This window comes from Microcoleus sp. AT3-D2 (genome assembly GCF_036705715.1).
Lineage (GTDB): Bacteria > Cyanobacteriota > Cyanobacteriia > Cyanobacteriales > Microcoleaceae > Microcoleus.
This window is the reverse complement of sequence record NZ_JAUBVE010000041.1, coordinates 1-17,733: the sequence shown is the minus strand read 5'-3', so window position 1 is coordinate 17,733 and position 17,733 is coordinate 1. Positions and strand designations below refer to the sequence as shown.

The following is a 17,733-nucleotide window of genomic DNA, read 5'->3' as shown; positions in this document are numbered from 1 at the left end:
CGGGAAACGCAGCAGTAAAGTGCCCAAAAAGATTTGAGTGGGTTAAACTAATTTTAGGAAAATATTAGAGCTTAAGCAAGTCAGCACCCCGCTCGGAAGAGATGGGGCTTTATGCCCTAATCAAAAGACATAGTTGACTAGCTATCGTCTTAACTGATTAGGTTATCAAAAATATGGGTGTAGCTCAAGCTGCTATGAGATCGCGGGTGAAATATTTGAAACGGTAATTGTTCCGTGGAAAGTAGATCATAAAAGTACCAAGTGACCAAGTAGCGCTGTGTAGCAATAATCAATATTCAAGGCGGTGAAAACTGCCTAATGAGTGTTTCCTCGATCGATCTTTAGACACGAGGTTTCCATAATACTAAGCTTTTCTCATGAAAAAATACCCATGCAGGAAGTTATCAACTCGTTTCAGTCTTTTTTCTCTAACTCTGTTGATGCTTTCCTAGAGTGCGATCGACAGCAAAATTACCTATCGATCAATCCTGTCGCTGCTGCTTGGATGGGATTGGAGCCTGCTGAAATAGTCAACAAAACTAATCAGGAATTATTAAAATTATATCCCAATAATGCTGCTGTCAAAAATATAATCTCGCAGATTGATTCTTGCCTGCAACAAGTATTTATTACCGGGGAAAAACGGCTGGCAATTCATGAGGTGACGACGGCAGACGGCGGGATTAAAATTTACGAAACTGCTTACACGCCAGCGGTGGATGCCTCTAGCAAGCAGATGCGGGTTTTGGGCGTCGGTAGAGATATCACCAGGCATTACCGCTGGCAGCAGCAGAAAACTCAACAGTTGCGCCGATCGAACCATTTATTGTGGTTGAATGCAGCTAACAGTCCCCTGGCAATGGTGGGCTGGGATGAAGATTTTCGGATCGTTCAGTGGTCGAAACGTGCCGAGGAAATCTTTGGCTGGACAGCCGATGATATGATGGGCAAGCAGTTTGGCGATTTAGATTTGGTTTGCGAAGAAGATAGAGAAACTGTAAGCGCGATCGAACTTGAACTAGCCACTGGCAACGGCAATACTTCAATTAACCGCAACTATACTAAAAGCGGACAGGTAATTTGGTGTCGCTGGTTCAACTCAATTATTCGCAGCGGCGACACTTTTACCGTGCTTTCTCTGGTGGAAGATATCACCGATCGCAAACGGTTGGAAGCAGAAAAAGCCCAAGCTTCTCGCCTCACAGCAATGGTAGCCGATGTGGGTATTGCCCTCACCCGACACCCTCAAGATATCCTGCTTCCCTGCTGCGAGGCAATGGTGCGAAATCTCGATGTCGCTTCGGCTGAAATTTGGAATTTCAACTCTCAACATAATCTTTGGGAATTGCAAGCAGCCTCGGGAATATACAGTCGCACAGACGATCGGGCTAGGTTTATTGAAAGTAAGGTTAACTCCATCGCCAAACAGCAAAAACCGGAATTTGACTGCGGATTTGAACTGAACAATTTTGGACTTCCAGAGGAAGAATCCGCAAAAGCAACAGAGGCGCAAAGTTCCGAAGTAGCAATTATCAACACCAGTGAAAAACCGACAAATTGCCCAATCCCCAAGCAAATTCTCACCTTCGCCGGCTACCCTTTGATAGTCGAAGAACGGCGGGTGGGAGTCATGGTAATTATCAGCCGCCAGCCGCTGACAGCACCCTTTCAGGAAACTTTAGCATCGGTGGCGGATGTGATTGCTTTAGGCATTGAACGCAAGCGTGCAGAAGCTGAATTAAAATCAGCTAGAGGTTTCCTCAATTCCGTAGTAGAAAATCTGCCGGTGGGAGTTTTTGCTAAAGATGCTTCTTCGCTAAAATTTGTGCTGTGGAATAAAGCGGGAGAAACGATCGCAGGTGTTACCTCTCAAGAGGCGATCGGCAAAAATGACTACGATATTTACCCCAAAGAACAAGCTGATGTTTTTACTGCTCAAGACAGGGAAATATTGACTGGTGAACACAACCAATCTACTGTTAAAGACATAGGCGAAGAGCCGATCCAAACTCGCCACAAAGGTATGAGAATACTGCACACCCGCAAAGTGCCAATTCTCGACGCCGCAGGCCGTCCTCAGTACGTTTTGGGGATTACTGAAGATATTACCGAACGCAGGCAGGTAGACGAAAGCGTGCGCCTCTACGACCAAATTGTCGAGAATATGCAAATTGGTTTGTACGTCTACCATTTAGAAAATATAGACGATGACAGCACTCTCAGGGCGATCGCCTCCAATCCTGCAGCTACCCTATTTACCGGATTAGAAATGGCTGATGTTTTGGGAATGACAATCGACGAGATTTTTCCCCACCTGCGATCGAAAAACATTCCTCAAGCATTTGCTTCGGTAATTCGCACCCAGAAAGCCGTAGAAGTTGAAGATATTGACTGCGATGAAGGCGGCAGAATAACTCGCGCTTTTTCTATTAAAGCTTTTCCATTACCCAACAACTGCGTCGGTGTTGCTTTTGAAAACATTACTGCTCGCAAGTGCCTAGAACTAGAACTGCAGGCGTCTTTGGAAAAAACCGAACGTTCCGAACAACTCCTGCGTACAGTAATAGACAAAACCAGCGACTGGATTTTTGCCAAAGACAAAAAATTTCGGTGTATTTTGGCAAACAGGAGTTTCGCTCAAGCGATCGGCAAAACAGTCGAAGAAATAATTGGCAAATCCGATTTAGAATTAGGATTCTCCGAAGATCTCGTGTTTGGGAACTTCGCCAAAAATATCCGAGGCTTCCGCACAGACGACTCTGCTGTACTGGCCGGCGACATCATCCACAATCCCTGCGATCCGGCAACTATTGCTGACGGTTCAGTACATATTTTTGATACCCAAAAACTTCCCCTGCGCGACGCTGAAGGTAATGTATTTGCAGTGCTAGCTTTCGCTCACGATATTACCGAACGACATGAATCGGAAGCAGCTTTGCGTAGAAGTGAATTAAGATTTAGGTCTTTGGTAGCTAATATTCCCGGAGTGGTTTATCGCTGGAGGTGCGATTTTTCGACTAATTTTATTAGCGATGCCGTTTACTTATTAACTGGCTACCCTGCGGCAGATTTTATTTGGGTTTTGGACAGGAGAGGTCGGACTTTTGCCAGCATTATTTACCCGGAAGATTTGGCAAAAGTAGAAGCAACTATTCGGCAAGGTATAGAAAAGAAAGAGTCTTATAACTTAGAATATCGCTTGCTAGCAGCAGACGGTACGGTTAAATGGGTGTGGGATAAAGGTTCTCCTGTGTTCGACGCAGAAGGAAACGTTTGCTATTTAGATGGGGTGATTTTTGATATTAGCGATCGCTACTACGCTGAGGAAGCATTGCGCCAAAAAACGTTAGAGTTAGAAGCAGTTTTTCGCGCTTTGCCTGATTTGTATTTTCGACTAGATGCTGACGGTATAATCGTGGATTATTTGTCAGGAACTTCTTCGAGTTTATACGTACCTCCTGAACATTTTATCGGCCAACGAATGACAGACATATTGCCACCCAATGTCGCCTGCCAATTGGCCCAAGCAATCTTTGAAATTTCCGAAACAAGAAATTCGATCGACATAGAATATTCGCTTTCCCTGTCGGAAGAAGAAAAAACTTATGAAGCCAGACTGTTGCCTTTTAATTCCGATCAAATTATTATTCTAGCCCGCAATATTACCAAGCGCAAACAAGCCGAAGCTCAATTAAAACATAAAAATCGCCAGCTAGAGCAAACATTGAAACAATTAGGCAGGACTCAAGCTCAACTAATTCAAGCGGAAAAAATGTCGGGTTTGGGACAGCTAGTGGCGGGAATTGCTCACGAAATCAATAATCCTGTCAGTTTTATTTATGGTAATATCACTTACGCTAGTGAGTATGCAAAAAACTTGCTGGAACTGTGCAGTTTGTATCACGCACACTACCCGGAACCTGTTGCTGTTATCCAAAATTTGGCAGAAGAAATAGAACTGGAATTCATGAAAGAGGATTTCCCGCATCTGCTGACTTCAATTCAAACCGGAGCCGAGCGCATTCGCCAAATTGTTCTGTCTTTACGCAACTTTTCCCGGCTGGAAGAATCAGATATCAAGCGTGTTGATATCCACGAAGGCATAGACAGTGCTCTGTTGATTTTGCAACACAAAATTAAAGAAAATGGCAGAAATCGCCAGATTGAAATAGTTAAAGAATATGGAATCTTGCCGCCGATACAGTGCTACGTTGGACAGTTGAATCAAGTGTTTATGAATATTTTAAATAATGCTATTGATGCTTTAGCGAATGTCAGGAATAGGAAGTTGGAATTAGCGAGTTATTCGGAAGAGGAAGGGCAAGATTTTGCTAGTTTACCTGTAAGTTGCGACACATTGCCGTGGATTCGGATTCGCACGGAGTTGCTGGAGAATAATCGGGTTGCGATCGTAATTTCCGATAACGGGTATGGCATGGCAGAGTCTGTTAAATGTCGGGTATTTGACCCGTTTTTTACTACTAAACCCGTAGGTAAAGGTACAGGTTTGGGACTGTCTATCTCCTATCAGATTGTGGTGGAAAGACACGGAGGGACGCTGCAGTGCATTTCCGCGCCGGGAGAGGGAACTGAATTTGCGATCGAGATTCCAATTCGGCAGAGGTAATGAGTCATTGGTAATGAGTAGTTGCACGATAAAAATGATAATCTAATTAAAGGTTCTAAAAGTCAGGAATATTAGCATGGTATACAAAAACATACATACTTCTAGTGCAGTTACCAAACCAATTAAAGATGATGAGGATGATGATGATTCCTACGTTGACTATTTTTATGACGATCAGGGGGCTCCGCCGGGAACTCTCGACTTAGAACCAGATGCGCCGCCTCCGGAGATTGTATTAATTGACTATTGCGAAACAGCCGCAACTCGCGCCAAATTGGCAAATCCTCGAGAAGCTGCTGCGTATTTAGATACAGCATCTGTTTCTTGGGTTGATATGTTGGGGTTAGGAAACAAAGAAACTTGGCGCCACATGGGTAAAGTGTTTAATTTGCATCTTATGGCTCAAGAAGATGTGGTTAATGTTCCCCAGCGACCGAAAGTGGTAGATTACGAAAATCACCTTTTAATTATTGCCTGGATGGTGATACTTAAGCCGAATTCAGAGAATTTTCATAAAGAACAAGTTAGTTTGATTTTGGGGAAACATTACCTGTTAACTGTTCAGGAAGAACCGGACTATGATTGTTTTGAACCCGTGCGCGATCGCATTCGTAAAGGACAAGGAATGATTCGCAAACACGGAGCCGATTATCTGGCTTATACTCTGTTAGATTCGATTATAGATGGATTTTTCCCTGTATTAGAAGTTTACGGAGAGCGCATTGAAGAACTAGAGGATGAAGTGGTGCTAAACCCCACCCGCAAAACCCTGGAAAAAATCTATAAAATCCGGCGAGAATTGCTGACGCTGCGCCGCGCCATTTGGCCACAGCGCGATGCAATTAATGTTTTGATTCGAGATAGCAGTGATTTGATTAGTCCAGATGTGCGAATTTACCTGCGCGACTGTTACGATCACACGGTGCAGGTGATGGATATGGTGGAAACCTATCGAGAGTTGTCTTCGGGTTTGATGGATGTTTACTTGTCTTCGGTTGGTAATAAAATGAATGAAATCATGAAGTTGCTGACGGTGATTTCGAGTATATTTATTCCTCTAACTTTTGTGGCGGGAGTATACGGGATGAATTTCAATACAGAGAAATCGCCCTGGAATATGCCGGAACTAAATTGGTATTTTGGCTATCCGCTTTGTTGGGCAATTATGCTAGCGATCGCCTCTGGTTTAGTTTACTTCTTCTGGCGGCGTGGCTGGTTTGATAATTTTTCTACTATCAAAGATGACTCGTTAAAGTAACTGAATTGAAGATTTGAGATTTGGGATTGAAGATTGAATAATTAAAAATTATGTTAGGTAAAAAGGTTTCCTGCCCCTAGTGGAATCCGTGCCATAAATCCTTGCATCATAATTCCCAACTTTTGTGCCCCCTGATTCATCCGTGAGTGAATTTAAGGGGATTTGCAGGGAAATTTAATTGTTGGGCGGGCTTTCGGGCCGACCGTACAAGAGTTTGAATAAACACAAATGTCCAAATTAAGTGGGCGACAAGTTAAAATATTCAATCTCAAATCCCAAATTGATTGACGAACGATCGCGTACAATAAATCTGGGGAAAAAGTAGGCGCAGGCGGTTGCGGATTAGCGAAAGCTTGTCTGAGGAAAGTCCGGGCTCCCGAAAAACCAAACTTGCTGGGTAACGCCCAGTGCGAGCGATCGTGAGGATAGTGCCACAGAAAGATACCGCCAATTAGTCATTAGTCAGCAGTCATTGGTCATTAGTAAGTAACTGAGGATTTTTGACTGGGAAGCAACCACTAATTTGGTAAGGGTGCAAAGGTGCGGTAAGAGCGCACCAGCAGCATCGAGAGGTGCTGGCTCGGTAAACCCCAGTTGGGAGCAAGGTCGGAGGGACTATGGTTGGTTTTTTACCAGTTCCGTTTTTTGGTACCGCTTGAGGCGTCTGGTAACAGGCGTCCCAGATAGATAACTGCCCTCGAAAACTGCTTGCAGTTGAGAGAACAGAACCCGGCTTATGTCCGACTTTTTCCCCCCCCCATTTAATTAAAATTACCGCTTGGAAATCAGGTAAATCAATCCTTTCGCCCTGTTTTATGTGGGGAAAGGTGTGCAGTGCACACCCGGAGGAAGATTTTGGGTAAGGTGCACCATAAGCACCCGGATGAATATTTGGTGTTTGAAGTAATTTTTTTTATTAATATGAATCTGAGACAAGTTTAAAAAAATAATGCAACTTTTGACAAGCTAGAAACCCGGATAGTAATCTGTGATTCCCACTTTTAAAATCTAAAATCTAAAATCTAAAATGGTATGATTTATCCGGCTCGCCAAAAGCAACTTGAAACATTAATTGAAAAATTGGGACTGACGAAGAATGCTTCGATCAAATGGCATCTCCTCGATTTAGCTTTGACTCATGCGAGCGCGTCAGCTAAGGCAAATTACGAGCAACTAGAGTTTGTCGGAGATGCAGTTGTGCGGCTGGCTGCGTCGGAATTGTTGTTTGAGGTTTATCCTGACTGTACAGTGGGGGAATTTGCTGCTATTCGATCGATCTTGGTGAGCGATCGCATTCTTGCTAAAATCGCTGAAAGTTACGGGTTCGATCGCTATTTAATTGTTTCCAGCAGCGCCGCCTCGGACAAAACAGGCGCTGAACCCCGACTGGCCGATGCTTTGGAAGCGGTACTGGCTGCACTTTATTTGAGTACCCAGAGCTTAGAATTAATTCGACCTTGGCTAGATTCTCACTTTCAACGCCTAGCGACGGAAATCCGCAGCGATCCTGCCCGCCAAAACTACAAAGCTGCTCTCCAAGAGTTGACTCAAGGCAAATACAAAACTTTGCCCAAATATAGCGTGCAAGAAACTGGGACAGTGCAGGGCGGGGAGGATCGTTTTACTGCAGAAGTTCTCATTCAGGGAAAGTTGGTAGCAGAGGGAAAAGGTCGATCGATCAAAGCTGCCGAGCAAGCAGCGGCTCAGGCAGCTTTCAATAAATTAGTTGGTAGTCCGTAGTCAGTTTACTTTTGACCGAAAGCATCCAGGATGCAAGCCCCCGGATTCATCCGTCCAGAAATAAAAAACCTGTATCCGATGAAACTTGCCCCCCGGATTTCTCCGTGGGGTCAATGCTTCAATTCTAAAATCTAAAATCTAAAATCTAAAATCTAAAATCTAAAATCGATTGACTGGTGTTATCAGTTATTGGTTATTTCTTAGCTGCTACCAATAACCAATAAGCAATAACCAATAACTACTGCCAACATTCAACAGTCAACAGTGATTTTTCTGAGTTAAAACATAGATAATAATAACAAAATATGCTATAATTACTGTGCGATTTTTAAAATTATAATTAATGAAAATCGGAATAGCTGTATTGGGTGCCGGTCGCTGGGGAGTTAACCTAATTCGCAACTTTCTCGAACATCCCAATAGCCAAGTTTTAGCGGTGGTAGACCCGAATCGAGATTCATTGGCGGCCGTTCAAAAACAGTTTAATCTTGATGCCTCAGTGATTCTAGCTACCGATTGGTCTCAAGTGCAAGCCTTGCCGGGACTGCAAGCTGTGGCGATCGCTACTCCAGCTTCCACACACTACACCCTCGCAGCAGCAGCGCTGAAACAAGGCTACCACGTCTTAGCAGAAAAACCCCTCGCCCTCAACCTCACTGAAGCAATAGAACTCTGTCAATTAGCTGAAAAACAGCAGCGGCAACTCTTCGTTGACCACACTTATCTGTTTCATCCAGCAGTCGATCGAGGCCAAAGAATTATTCAACAGCATCAACTCGGAAAATTGCGCTACGGTTACGCCCAGCGCACCCATTTTGAACCGGTTCGCCATGACGTTGATGCCCTTTGGGACTTGGCCATTCACGATATCGCTATTTTCAATACTTGGCTGCAACAAACGCCAATTGAAGTAAGGGCGATCGGCACTGTATTTCCGAAGGAAGAAGGAATAGGGAAGAAGGAAGAAGGAAGTTCGGCAACGGATTCTGTAACGGATGTAACGGATGTAACGGATGTCAGTCCGAGGGAAGTCGGAAGAAGGAATAGGGCAGAAGGAATAAATCAAGAAGCAGCAGAAATTAAAAATCAATTTTCTCCTTCACTGCTGACTACTAATCCTGCAGAAAAACTAGCAGATTTAGTTTGGGTAACGCTCACCTATCCCGACGGATTTCAAGCATTTATTCACCTGTGCTGGCTAAATCCCGACAAACAACGGCGCTTAACAGTTGTTGGCAGTTTGGGAACCTTGATTTTTGATGAAATGTCGCCAGAAACTTCCCTGATTGTGCAGCGCGGCAATCCCAATTGGGGAGGCGAAGAGAATAACTCTTTTGAAAGTGCGTTAGCGAAGCCCGCCCCTACGGGGGCTACGCCAACGAAGAGGATCGCGCCGCAGCCAACAAGCCTCAGACACCGCGAAGTGTTGAGTTTAGAACAAGTAGAACCGCTGAGGCGAGTGTGCGATCGCTTCCTCAATTGCGTGCAAACAAATACCCCCTGTCTTACCTCTTCGGGCGCGGCCTCCGTCGAATTAATCCGCATTCTCAGCACTTTGAGCAAATCCCTCGAACTCGGCGGACAGCCCCTAATACCATTTTAGATTTTAGAGTGGGAAAATCACTCCTCAACTTTTGAAATTTCCCTTTTCCATTACTAAGTCCGGGCTGTGAAAATAAAAACTTGACTGCTGATTGACAGGCAAAGAAATCATCACTGTAGTACCTTGATTCACGCCCGCGCTGTGCAGGGTAATGCTTCCGATCATAGATTCCATTATCCTTCGCGAGATAGCCAAGCCTAAACCGTTACCGCCAAACCTGCGAGTTGTAGAACCATCAGCCATCACAAAAGGTTGAAACAATTTCTGCTGGTGTTCGGGATCGATACCAATTCCCGTATCTTTAATTGTCACCACCACCCAATCGCTTTGACCGCTGGGGCCCGTCGTATTTTCAGCACTGCCGTTAAAACTACCAGAATTAGTCCTCGATTCTAGCCGCACAGATATATTAATGCTGCCCGACTCTGTAAACTTAACGGCATTGCTCAAAACATTTAAAAACACCTGTTTTAGCTTCTCTGGATCGGCATGAACAATAATCGGATCATGAGGAGCTGGCAAACTTAACTTCAAGCCTTTTTCCTCAATTTGAGCCGCTTGCAAATCAATCGCGTCTTCAAGTACCTGGGTAATGTCCACTACTTCTAACATCATGGAGAAAGTACCGGATTCTATTTTAGCAATGTCCAAAATATCATTAATAATATTGAGCAATTGCATTGACGAGTCGTGGGCCCGCTGTAAAAATTCCATTTCTTCATCTCGGTCATCGCAGTAGCCGTCCCGCACAATTTGAATAAAACCAATAATCCCGTTGAGCGGCGTTCTCAATTCGTGAGAAATATTCCCCAAAAATTCATTTTTTAATTGATTCGCAACTTGCGCTTCTTTGGTTGCGACTTCCAATTCTCTGGCCCAGGATCTAAGGCGCTGCACCATGCTGTTGAGTGCTTCTGATAGTTGATTAAATTCCCTAATTTGGAAATCTTGGGGCACTGTCTGCGACGCTTCCGTATCTACTTTCATCGCGTAGTCTCTCAGTTTTTCCACAGGACGCGCCAAGTCGCGAGACAGATATAAAGTCGCGATGATACTAGCAGCAACCAAACCTACAATTAAATTAAATAAAACTTGCTGAATTTCTTCCAAACCTGACAGAGCGTAATCTAAACGAGAGACAGCTAAAATAATCCACTTGCTGTTCTCCTGTGTAGTTGAAGGACTCGGGATAGCGGCGTATCCTGCTAGCAACTCTACACCATTTCTTTCAAAGGAAAATAGGTGGAGAAAAGCTGTTCCCCCGGCGATCGCCCTTCTGACAATACTTTTTAGTCTATCGGCATCTGCCTCTTGGGCGATATTGCCACCCACGCGGTTGATATTCGGATGCGCCAAAATCGTCCCATCTTGGTCGATCGCCACCGTATAGCCGGCTAGAGAACCCTTGGGAGCGCTGGTTTGCACAGGCAAGGCCGACTGCAAACTCAAAGCATAACTCAACTGCAGGGTCTTGCCCCGACGAATGTAAACAGGAGCGCTCAACACCAAACTCGCTTGGCTATCGGAGCCTTCTTTACCCGCATCGGGAAAATCCTCAGCCCCCAAAGCCACCTTCTGATCGTTTGCTGTCCCCTGTCGCTGCGGAGGTAAGGACAGACTGATGTAAACGCTCTTGTCGTCCAGCAGCGTTTGCTGCTGCTGTACTGGTGCCCAAAATTTTGCCGGCAACGACTGAATCGGCTGTTGCCCGCAAGTGCTTGCTATCACTTGATTTGTCTTTAAATTAGTCAATTGCAAGCAATCAACTTGCGCTGGCAAGCGCTGCCCTAATTGGGCGATAAACTTTTGATAATCCTTCGGATCTACCGACTGCAACATCGAGCTTTCCGAAGCGCCGATCAGATTCGACTTCAGCGATTTCGCCCACTGTTCAATAGTGTCTGCTTTTCTGACTGCACTTTCTGTCAAGTTTTGACGAGCAGTTTCCAGAAGCGTCGAGCGTGCCTTGCGATAGGTAACATACTCCCCCACCAGTAGAACAGGTACGCTGAGCAACAAAATCCGCGACAGTAAAATACGGCGAAAGGAGGATTGACCTAACTTAACCATAGGAAATATCTAAATTAAGGTGCAACACCCAACAGCGACCATTAAAGTGAAATAAACCAGACCGAAAGCATGAATCTGTCTAGGGGGCTCTGCTGACTGGACAACACAGCTTCAGAACAACATTTAAACACAATTATAGAAGCCACTGTAGTAATCTCGATTCTAAGTGTGTGAACCCAAAGATGCTCAGCAATTGGTTTCGCCAATGCTTGTGATTTCGGTCACACTTCCCTTCTCAATTCTCGGAGCGACTGGCACCCGATCGCCCAGGGGCCCATTTTTCAGGCTAGAAAAAGCGTCGGGTGGACATACCGCAGTGGCTTGAAGCTAGAATCGCATAGATGCACTCGCCCCCAATTAACAGGCAAAAAGTTCGGTTTCCGGCTAGTGCACAGAGAGAATTCTGCTTGATCGGACTTTTTCTTTCCCAATGCCTTCGAGAGATGGGCCAGAGAGGGGCGATGCGAGATTTGGCACCCTGTCAAAGATTTCTTTTGCCATCCGATTGATTCAGTGACAATAATTCACCTGTCAAACAAAAAGAATGAGACGATCGAGCTGCCGATCGACTCTGACCAACCCTAATGTGGGGAACCTTGGCCCAAACAGTGCACCCACGCTCCGTAAATTCGCGGTCTCGGCAATAATCTCCATAGCTTAATCGATGAAAAAACACTTTACCAATTATACGTATTATTACACAAACAACCGTCCGAGATATCATCACGCTTATTTGATATCTCCCCTATTAGAAATGCTGGCGACACTTCAGCAGACGAGCGAGACAAAACTCCGAGTTTTGGATCTCGGCTGCGGCAATGGCAGCCTCAGTCACGTTATCGCAGAGCACGGCTGCGAAGTTGTCGGCGTTGACACTTCTGCGCCCGGAATTGCCATCTCCAGTCAAAGTTTCCCCGATTGTCAGTTTATCCAAGCAGATATTTACGACCTTCCAGATATCGATATTCTGAACTCATTTGATGTTGTCTTAGCTATTGAAGTAATCGAACACTTGCTTTATCCTAAAGAACTAGCAAGAACTGCAAAAAGATGCCTCAAGCCGGGAGGAAGACTAATTATTTCCACCCCCTATCACGGCTATTTAAAAAATATTGCTTTAGCGATTTCTGGCAAACTAGATAAACATTTTACAGTTCTTTGGGATAACGGTCACATTAAATTTTTTTCAGTAGAGACGCTGACAAAGTTATTAATATCTGAAGGATACACTGACATAAAATTTAAATTTGCTGGTCGGTGTCCTTATCTTTGGAAATCAATGTTATGCTCTAGTAAGTTTTCAGGACAACCTGAAGAAATATGAGTTGTGAGTAGTCAATAAATTAAGTTTCTTGACTAGACCACCATGCCTCATGAAAAGTAAAAAATAAGTTTCGCTAAAAAAAGTAAAATGACTGTTGGCGTTTGGATATTAGGCGATCAACTGTGGCAGAATCAAGCTGCTCTAAACCGCACAGATGATAAATCCTCCCTACCGATAATTTTAATTGAATCTTGGCAGCACGTTCAGCAGCGGCGCTACCACCAACAAAAATTAGTATTAATTTGGTCGGCAATGCGGCACTTCGCTAAAGAATTGCGCGGCGGTGGATGGCAAGAAGTTACTTACACACAATCGGAGGAATTTGAAGCACCTCTCAAAGCTTGGATACAAGCTTACAATATCACCGAAGTGCGGGTGATGGCTCCGAACGATCGACCTTTTTTACAGCTTGTTCAAAACTTGCAACTTCCCTGTCAAATAACCCTAATTTCCAACAATCACTTCCTCTGGACAGAAACAGAATTCAAAGATTGGGCTTCAAGCCGAAAACGTTTGTTAATGGAAGACTTCTATCGAACAAGCCGCCAACGTTTTCAAGTTTTAATGGATAGCAGCAATAAACCTGTGGGAGGGAAGTGGAATTTTGACAAAGAAAATCGTCAGCCACCAAAAGGAAAACTGGATACACCGAAACCTCTCTGGTTTGAACCAGACGCCATAACTCAAGAAGTTATCGCACAAGTTAAATCTCTATCTTTCCCAATTTACGGCAAGATTGAACCTTTTCGCTGGGGAGTTACACGAGAGCAAGCACTGCAAGTATTAGATCATTTCATCGAACAGTGTCTCCCCGCTTTTGGCCCTTATCAAGACGCGATGGTAACGGGGGAGGAAACAATGTGGCATTCTTTACTTTCTCCATATCTCAATATTGGCTTGCTGCATCCTTTAGAAGTTATTCAAGCGGCTGAAACAGCCTACCTAGAAAAAAACTTAAATTTAAACGGCGTCGAAGGTTTTATCCGCCAAATTCTGGGCTGGCGAGAATACATTCGCGGTATGTATTTTTACGTGGATGCTGATTATTTTGAGAATAATTGGTTCAACCACACTCAGCCGCTGCCGGAGTTTTTTTGGGACGCTAGTAAAACAGATATGAACTGTTTGCGCCAAGTTTTAACTCAAGTCGAAGGTAGCGGTTACGCGCACCATATCCAGCGGTTGATGATTTTGAGCAATTTTGGTCTAATTGCGGGAATCTCGCCCCAGGAGCTAGAAAAATGGTTCCACAGTGCGTTTGTGGATGCCTATGACTGGGTAATGCAGACTAATGTGCTGGGCATGGGTTTGTTTGCTGACGGCGGTGTGTTGGCCTCGAAGCCCTATGCTGCTTCTGCCAATTACATTAATAAAATGAGCGATTATTGTCGGGGGTGCAAATTCGATCGCACAGTGCGATCGGGCGAAAATGCTTGTCCCTTCAACTTCTTCTACTGGGATTTCCTAGCGCGCCACCGGGACAAACTTCAGTCGATCGGTCGCATGAGCTTTATCTTAGCCAATCTCGACAAAATGCCCCCGGCAGAATTGGCAACCATCCGCCAAAAAGCGGCAGAGTGGCACTTAGGAAGTTGACTGTTGTCAGTTGTCAGTTGTCATTTGTCATTTGTTAATCCTTTGCAGTGGCTAATAACAAATAACCAATAACATTAATCAACAGTCAACAGTCAACAATGCCCCATGCCCCATGCCCCATGCCCCATGCCCTTAACATTAATCAACAGTCAACAGTCAACAATGCCCCATGCCCCATGCCCCATGCCCCATGCCCCATGCCCCATGCCCTTTGCAATTCTTATTTTTTCCCTGACTTTTCCCTAAACATTCCACAGCGTTTCCACAGGCAAGTCTGAGGTTTTCCACAGATTCGACAAAGTTTTCCACAGAAATTAACGGCACGGTAGCATCTTGCTGCGGAATTGGGGATTTCCTTAACTTGCTGACTAATTCCTCATAAACCCCCCAGCACATAAAGATATGTAACAAAAAATGCCCTGAAAAGCTTATTATTTGGTAAACCTTTTTTTTATCTAAAGGACTTTGTAATATTTCGCAACATTGACAAACCCACCCCCTCATAGCGCACAATGATGCGACCGACCTAAAAAAAGCGCTCTGATTTCGGCTGTGCCTGCACCTGTATCCGGCCGAAGGGGGGGTTCTGTTTTCAATTTATTAGCGAGACTAAAAAAAATGATGAACCCAACAGTCAGTATTTTTGCTGAAATTCCCGAAACGCTGCACGATTCTCTCAAAACTTACCTGGAAACCCATCCCGAATGGGATCTAGACCGAGTATTTTGCGCGGCCCTGTCGCTGTTTTTGTTGCAGAATGCCGATAGCGGTACGCCTGAAGCTTCGCGCAGTTATCGCCAAGCTGCGAGAGTTTATCTCGAAACTTTGTTTCAATCTCCTCAAGACTTGCACAGCAACAATGTAACTCCGTCGTCTTAAAGGATCAGGGGAGAGGGGGAGACGCGGTTTCTGGGAAGGATTTTAGTTGACCGAGAGGGCGCCCACTGCATAGGTGTCAACTTAAGCTTAAAATCCCTGAGAACTATCGCTTATAGCTTAATGCTGAGCCCCATTGCATCTCCCTTAAGAAGCAGGCCGGTTTCATTCTCACGAAAATCAGGCTTTTGTAGGGTAGTGCCCCCGTGCCTATCCCCTCCACGGACGAGGAAATCGGTGTTTCAAATATCGGGGCAACCACGGGGGGATTGCCCCTACAAGAGAATGAAAAATCCCCCCGGACTATCAGGGGATGCCGAGGGGATAAGCTGCCTTAATCGTCAAACAGTGGGTAGTACATAAGACGCGCTTATTTACACCAATGGTGCTGATGGCGCAATCTACAGGCTACAAACTAATGGCTGAAGACTACATCATGCCCATGCCGCCCATGCCGCCCATGCCGCCCATGCCGCCCATGCCACCCATGCCGCCCATGCCGCCCATGCCGCCCATGTCGCCCATGTCGCCGCCGGCTTTTTTCTTCTCGGGTTTTTCGACAATCACAGCTTCAGTGGTCAGCACCATACCAGCAATGGAACCGGCATTTTGCAAAGCCGATCGCACCACCTTAGCCGGGTCAATAATCCCGGCGGCAATCATATCTTCGTACACGTCGGTGAGAGCGTTGTAGCCAACGTTGAACTCGCTCGCCCGCACTCGTTCGATGACGATCGAACCTTCGACGCCGGCATTATCAGCGATTTGACGCAAAGGTGCTTCCAAAGCTTTCTTCACCAAGTCAGCGCCTACTTGTTCTTCGGCGTCTAAAGTATTTGCGATCGCATCTATTTTTGTAATCAGGTGGATTAGGGTCGTGCCACCTCCGGCAACGATACCTTCTTCCACAGCAGCTTTCGTAGCGTTCAGAGCGTCTTCAATACGCAGTTTACGGTCTTTGAGCTCGGTTTCGGTAGCTGCGCCGACTTTAATTACAGCGATGCCGCCGGCGAGTTTGGCGATGCGTTCGGTTAGCTTTTCCTGGTCGTAGTCGGAATCCGTCGCTTCTAGCTGTTTGCGGATTTGCTCGATCCGTTTTAGCACGTCAGCTTTGTGTTCGTCGCCAGCCACAATGATCGTGTTTTCTTTGTCGATCGTAATTTTGCGGGCGGTACCGAGCATTTCTAGGGTTGCGGTATCGATGCTGAGTCCGACTTCTTCGGAAATCAGTTGACCGCCGGTGAGCACGGCGATATCTTGAAGCATAGCTTTGCGTCGATCGCCAAAACCAGGAGATTTGGTTGCTGCGATGTTCAATACGCCGCGGGCTTTGTTGACTACCAGAGTTGCCAAAGCTTCGCCTTCAATATCTTCGGCGATAATTAGCAGTGGTTGACCTGTGCGGGCGATTTTTTCGAGAACTGGAATTAGTTCTTGAATCGAGCTAATTTTTTTGTCGGTAATCAGGATGCGAGCGTTTTCGTACTCAACTTCCATCCGATCGGTGTTGGTGACGAAATACGGAGAAAGATATCCGCGATCGTACTGCATCCCTTCGACAACTTCCAATTCCGTTGTCAGAGATTTCGACTCTTCAACAGTAATTACGCCGTCTTTGGTGACTTTTTCCATTGCTTGGGCAATCATACTGCCGACTTCTTCGTCGTTACCGGCGGAGACTGTGGCGACCTGAGCAATGGCGCTTCCTTCGACGGGTTTGGCCAATTTCTCGATTTCCAGCACCAAGTGGGCGATCGTTTTTTCAATACCCCGGCGCAGCGCGACTGGGTTTGCGCCTGCTGCGACATTCTTCAAACCTTCGCGAATGAGGGATTGAGCTAGAACCGTTGCGGTTGTTGTGCCGTCGCCTGCGATATCTTTAGTTTTGGAGGCGACTTCTTGAATTAAGCGAGCGCCTGCATTTTCCAGGGGGTCTTCGAGTTCGATCTCCCTAGCAACGGTGATACCGTCGTTAACGATTTGGGGAGCGCCGTATTTCTTTTCCAATAGGACGTTCCGGCCTTTCGGGCCCAAGGTGATGCGGACAGCATCGGCGAGTTGATTGACGCCGCGTTCTAGTGCCCGCCGAGATTTGTCGCTAAATGCAACTATTTTGGTCATGTTTGTCTCCAATCGCTTACATTAGCAAATTTAGCACTCTCTGAGTCTGAGTGCTAAGTCGATCAACTTTTGATTGTAGCGCGCCCCGACGGTGTGGGGGATTGGGGGGACGGATTGGGATTTGGGCGATCGTTCCGGGTGGCTAAGGACAGGGCATTGCCGTGTCCCCACATATCTCGTGTCGCCACAGATATAATGTGGTTTGTTACATATCGATATACTCAGGTTTTGGTTCAGATCCAAACCCAATTTTGATGGCGCGTCATCCCAAAGCAGAATTTTTATTAAAAATTCCTTAACTTTTGTTTTCGGTCATCTACCTTTCGATAGAGCTTCTATTCTTTTTTTTCAAACTTCTACCTTCTATAGCAACCACGCCCGACGATGATGACGTTCTTAATTGCTGAAACATGAGCTGAAGATTGCGCCTTCCTTCTTCCTCTTCTTCCTTCTTCCTTCTTCCTTCTTCCTTCTTCCTTCTTCCTTCTTCCTTCTTCCTTCTTCCTTCTTCCTTCTTC

Annotated in this window: 11 protein-coding genes and 1 other RNA gene; 8 read left to right on the top strand and 4 right to left on the bottom strand. The window is 45.5% G+C overall.

All coding sequences use genetic code 11. From position 1 onward, the window contains the following. Nucleotides 1-391: 391 nt before the first annotated feature. The 5 genes from QUB44_RS17670 to QUB44_RS17650 all read left to right on the top strand — a co-directional run bounded on the left by QUB44_RS17670 (nucleotide 392) and on the right by QUB44_RS17650 (nucleotide 9,228). Entirely contained in the window at nucleotides 392-4,627 is a 4,236-nt protein-coding gene (locus QUB44_RS17670) for a PAS domain-containing protein (RefSeq protein WP_333369634.1), read from the top strand. Between the two features lie 76 nt (nucleotides 4,628-4,703). Further along, complete coding sequence (gene corA / locus QUB44_RS17665; protein WP_333168461.1) at nucleotides 4,704-5,885, top strand: magnesium/cobalt transporter CorA; 1,182 nt, start codon at nucleotides 4,704-4,706, stop codon at nucleotides 5,883-5,885. A 318-nt stretch (nucleotides 5,886-6,203) separates the two neighbouring features. Further along, an RNA gene (rnpB, locus tag QUB44_RS17660) (RNase P RNA component class A) lies at nucleotides 6,204-6,637 on the top strand. 280 nt (nucleotides 6,638-6,917) lie between these two features. Continuing rightward, nucleotides 6,918-7,625, top strand: coding sequence for a ribonuclease III (gene rnc / locus QUB44_RS17655; RefSeq protein WP_333369633.1), 708 nt, complete (start codon nucleotides 6,918-6,920; stop codon nucleotides 7,623-7,625). A 343-nt stretch (nucleotides 7,626-7,968) separates the two neighbouring features. Next, nucleotides 7,969-9,228 (top strand): Gfo/Idh/MocA family oxidoreductase, encoded by a 1,260-nt coding sequence (locus QUB44_RS17650; protein WP_333369632.1) that lies wholly within the window; start codon nucleotides 7,969-7,971, stop codon nucleotides 9,226-9,228. A gap of 24 nt (nucleotides 9,229-9,252) precedes the next feature. Here QUB44_RS17650 and QUB44_RS17645 read toward each other — a convergent pair whose 3' ends face one another. After that, nucleotides 9,253-11,298, bottom strand: coding sequence for a sensor histidine kinase (locus tag QUB44_RS17645; RefSeq protein ID WP_333369631.1), 2,046 nt, complete (start codon nucleotides 11,296-11,298; stop codon nucleotides 9,253-9,255). 664 nt (nucleotides 11,299-11,962) lie between these two features. On the opposite strand from QUB44_RS17645, the gene QUB44_RS17640 reads away from it, so the two are divergent. Beyond that, nucleotides 11,963-12,622, top strand: a complete 660-nt coding sequence (locus QUB44_RS17640) for a class I SAM-dependent methyltransferase (RefSeq protein WP_333369630.1) — start codon at nucleotides 11,963-11,965, stop codon at nucleotides 12,620-12,622. 87 nt (nucleotides 12,623-12,709) lie between these two features. Continuing rightward, on the top strand, nucleotides 12,710-14,218 hold the full coding sequence (locus tag QUB44_RS17635) for a cryptochrome/photolyase family protein (RefSeq protein WP_333369629.1): 1,509 nt from the start codon (nucleotides 12,710-12,712) through the stop codon (nucleotides 14,216-14,218). 156 nt (nucleotides 14,219-14,374) lie between these two features. On the opposite strand, the gene QUB44_RS17630 is transcribed toward QUB44_RS17635, so the two are convergent. Further along, nucleotides 14,375-14,629: a hypothetical protein gene (locus QUB44_RS17630; RefSeq protein ID WP_333369628.1), complete on the bottom strand. Its 255-nt coding sequence runs from the start codon at nucleotides 14,627-14,629 to the stop codon at nucleotides 14,375-14,377. A 210-nt stretch (nucleotides 14,630-14,839) separates the two neighbouring features. On the opposite strand from QUB44_RS17630, the gene QUB44_RS17625 reads away from it, so the two are divergent. Continuing rightward, nucleotides 14,840-15,097 (top strand): DUF2811 domain-containing protein, encoded by a 258-nt coding sequence (locus QUB44_RS17625; RefSeq protein WP_050813024.1) that lies wholly within the window; start codon nucleotides 14,840-14,842, stop codon nucleotides 15,095-15,097. Between the two features lie 426 nt (nucleotides 15,098-15,523). Here the strand turns inward: QUB44_RS17625 and groL are convergent, their stop codons facing one another. Further along, complete coding sequence (gene groL, locus QUB44_RS17620; protein WP_333369627.1) at nucleotides 15,524-17,215, bottom strand: chaperonin GroEL; 1,692 nt, start codon at nucleotides 17,213-17,215, stop codon at nucleotides 15,524-15,526. 316 nt (nucleotides 17,216-17,531) lie between these two features. Continuing rightward, nucleotides 17,532-17,733 (bottom strand): hypothetical protein (locus QUB44_RS17615; RefSeq protein WP_333369626.1); only part of this gene is annotated, 202 nt, incomplete at its 5' end.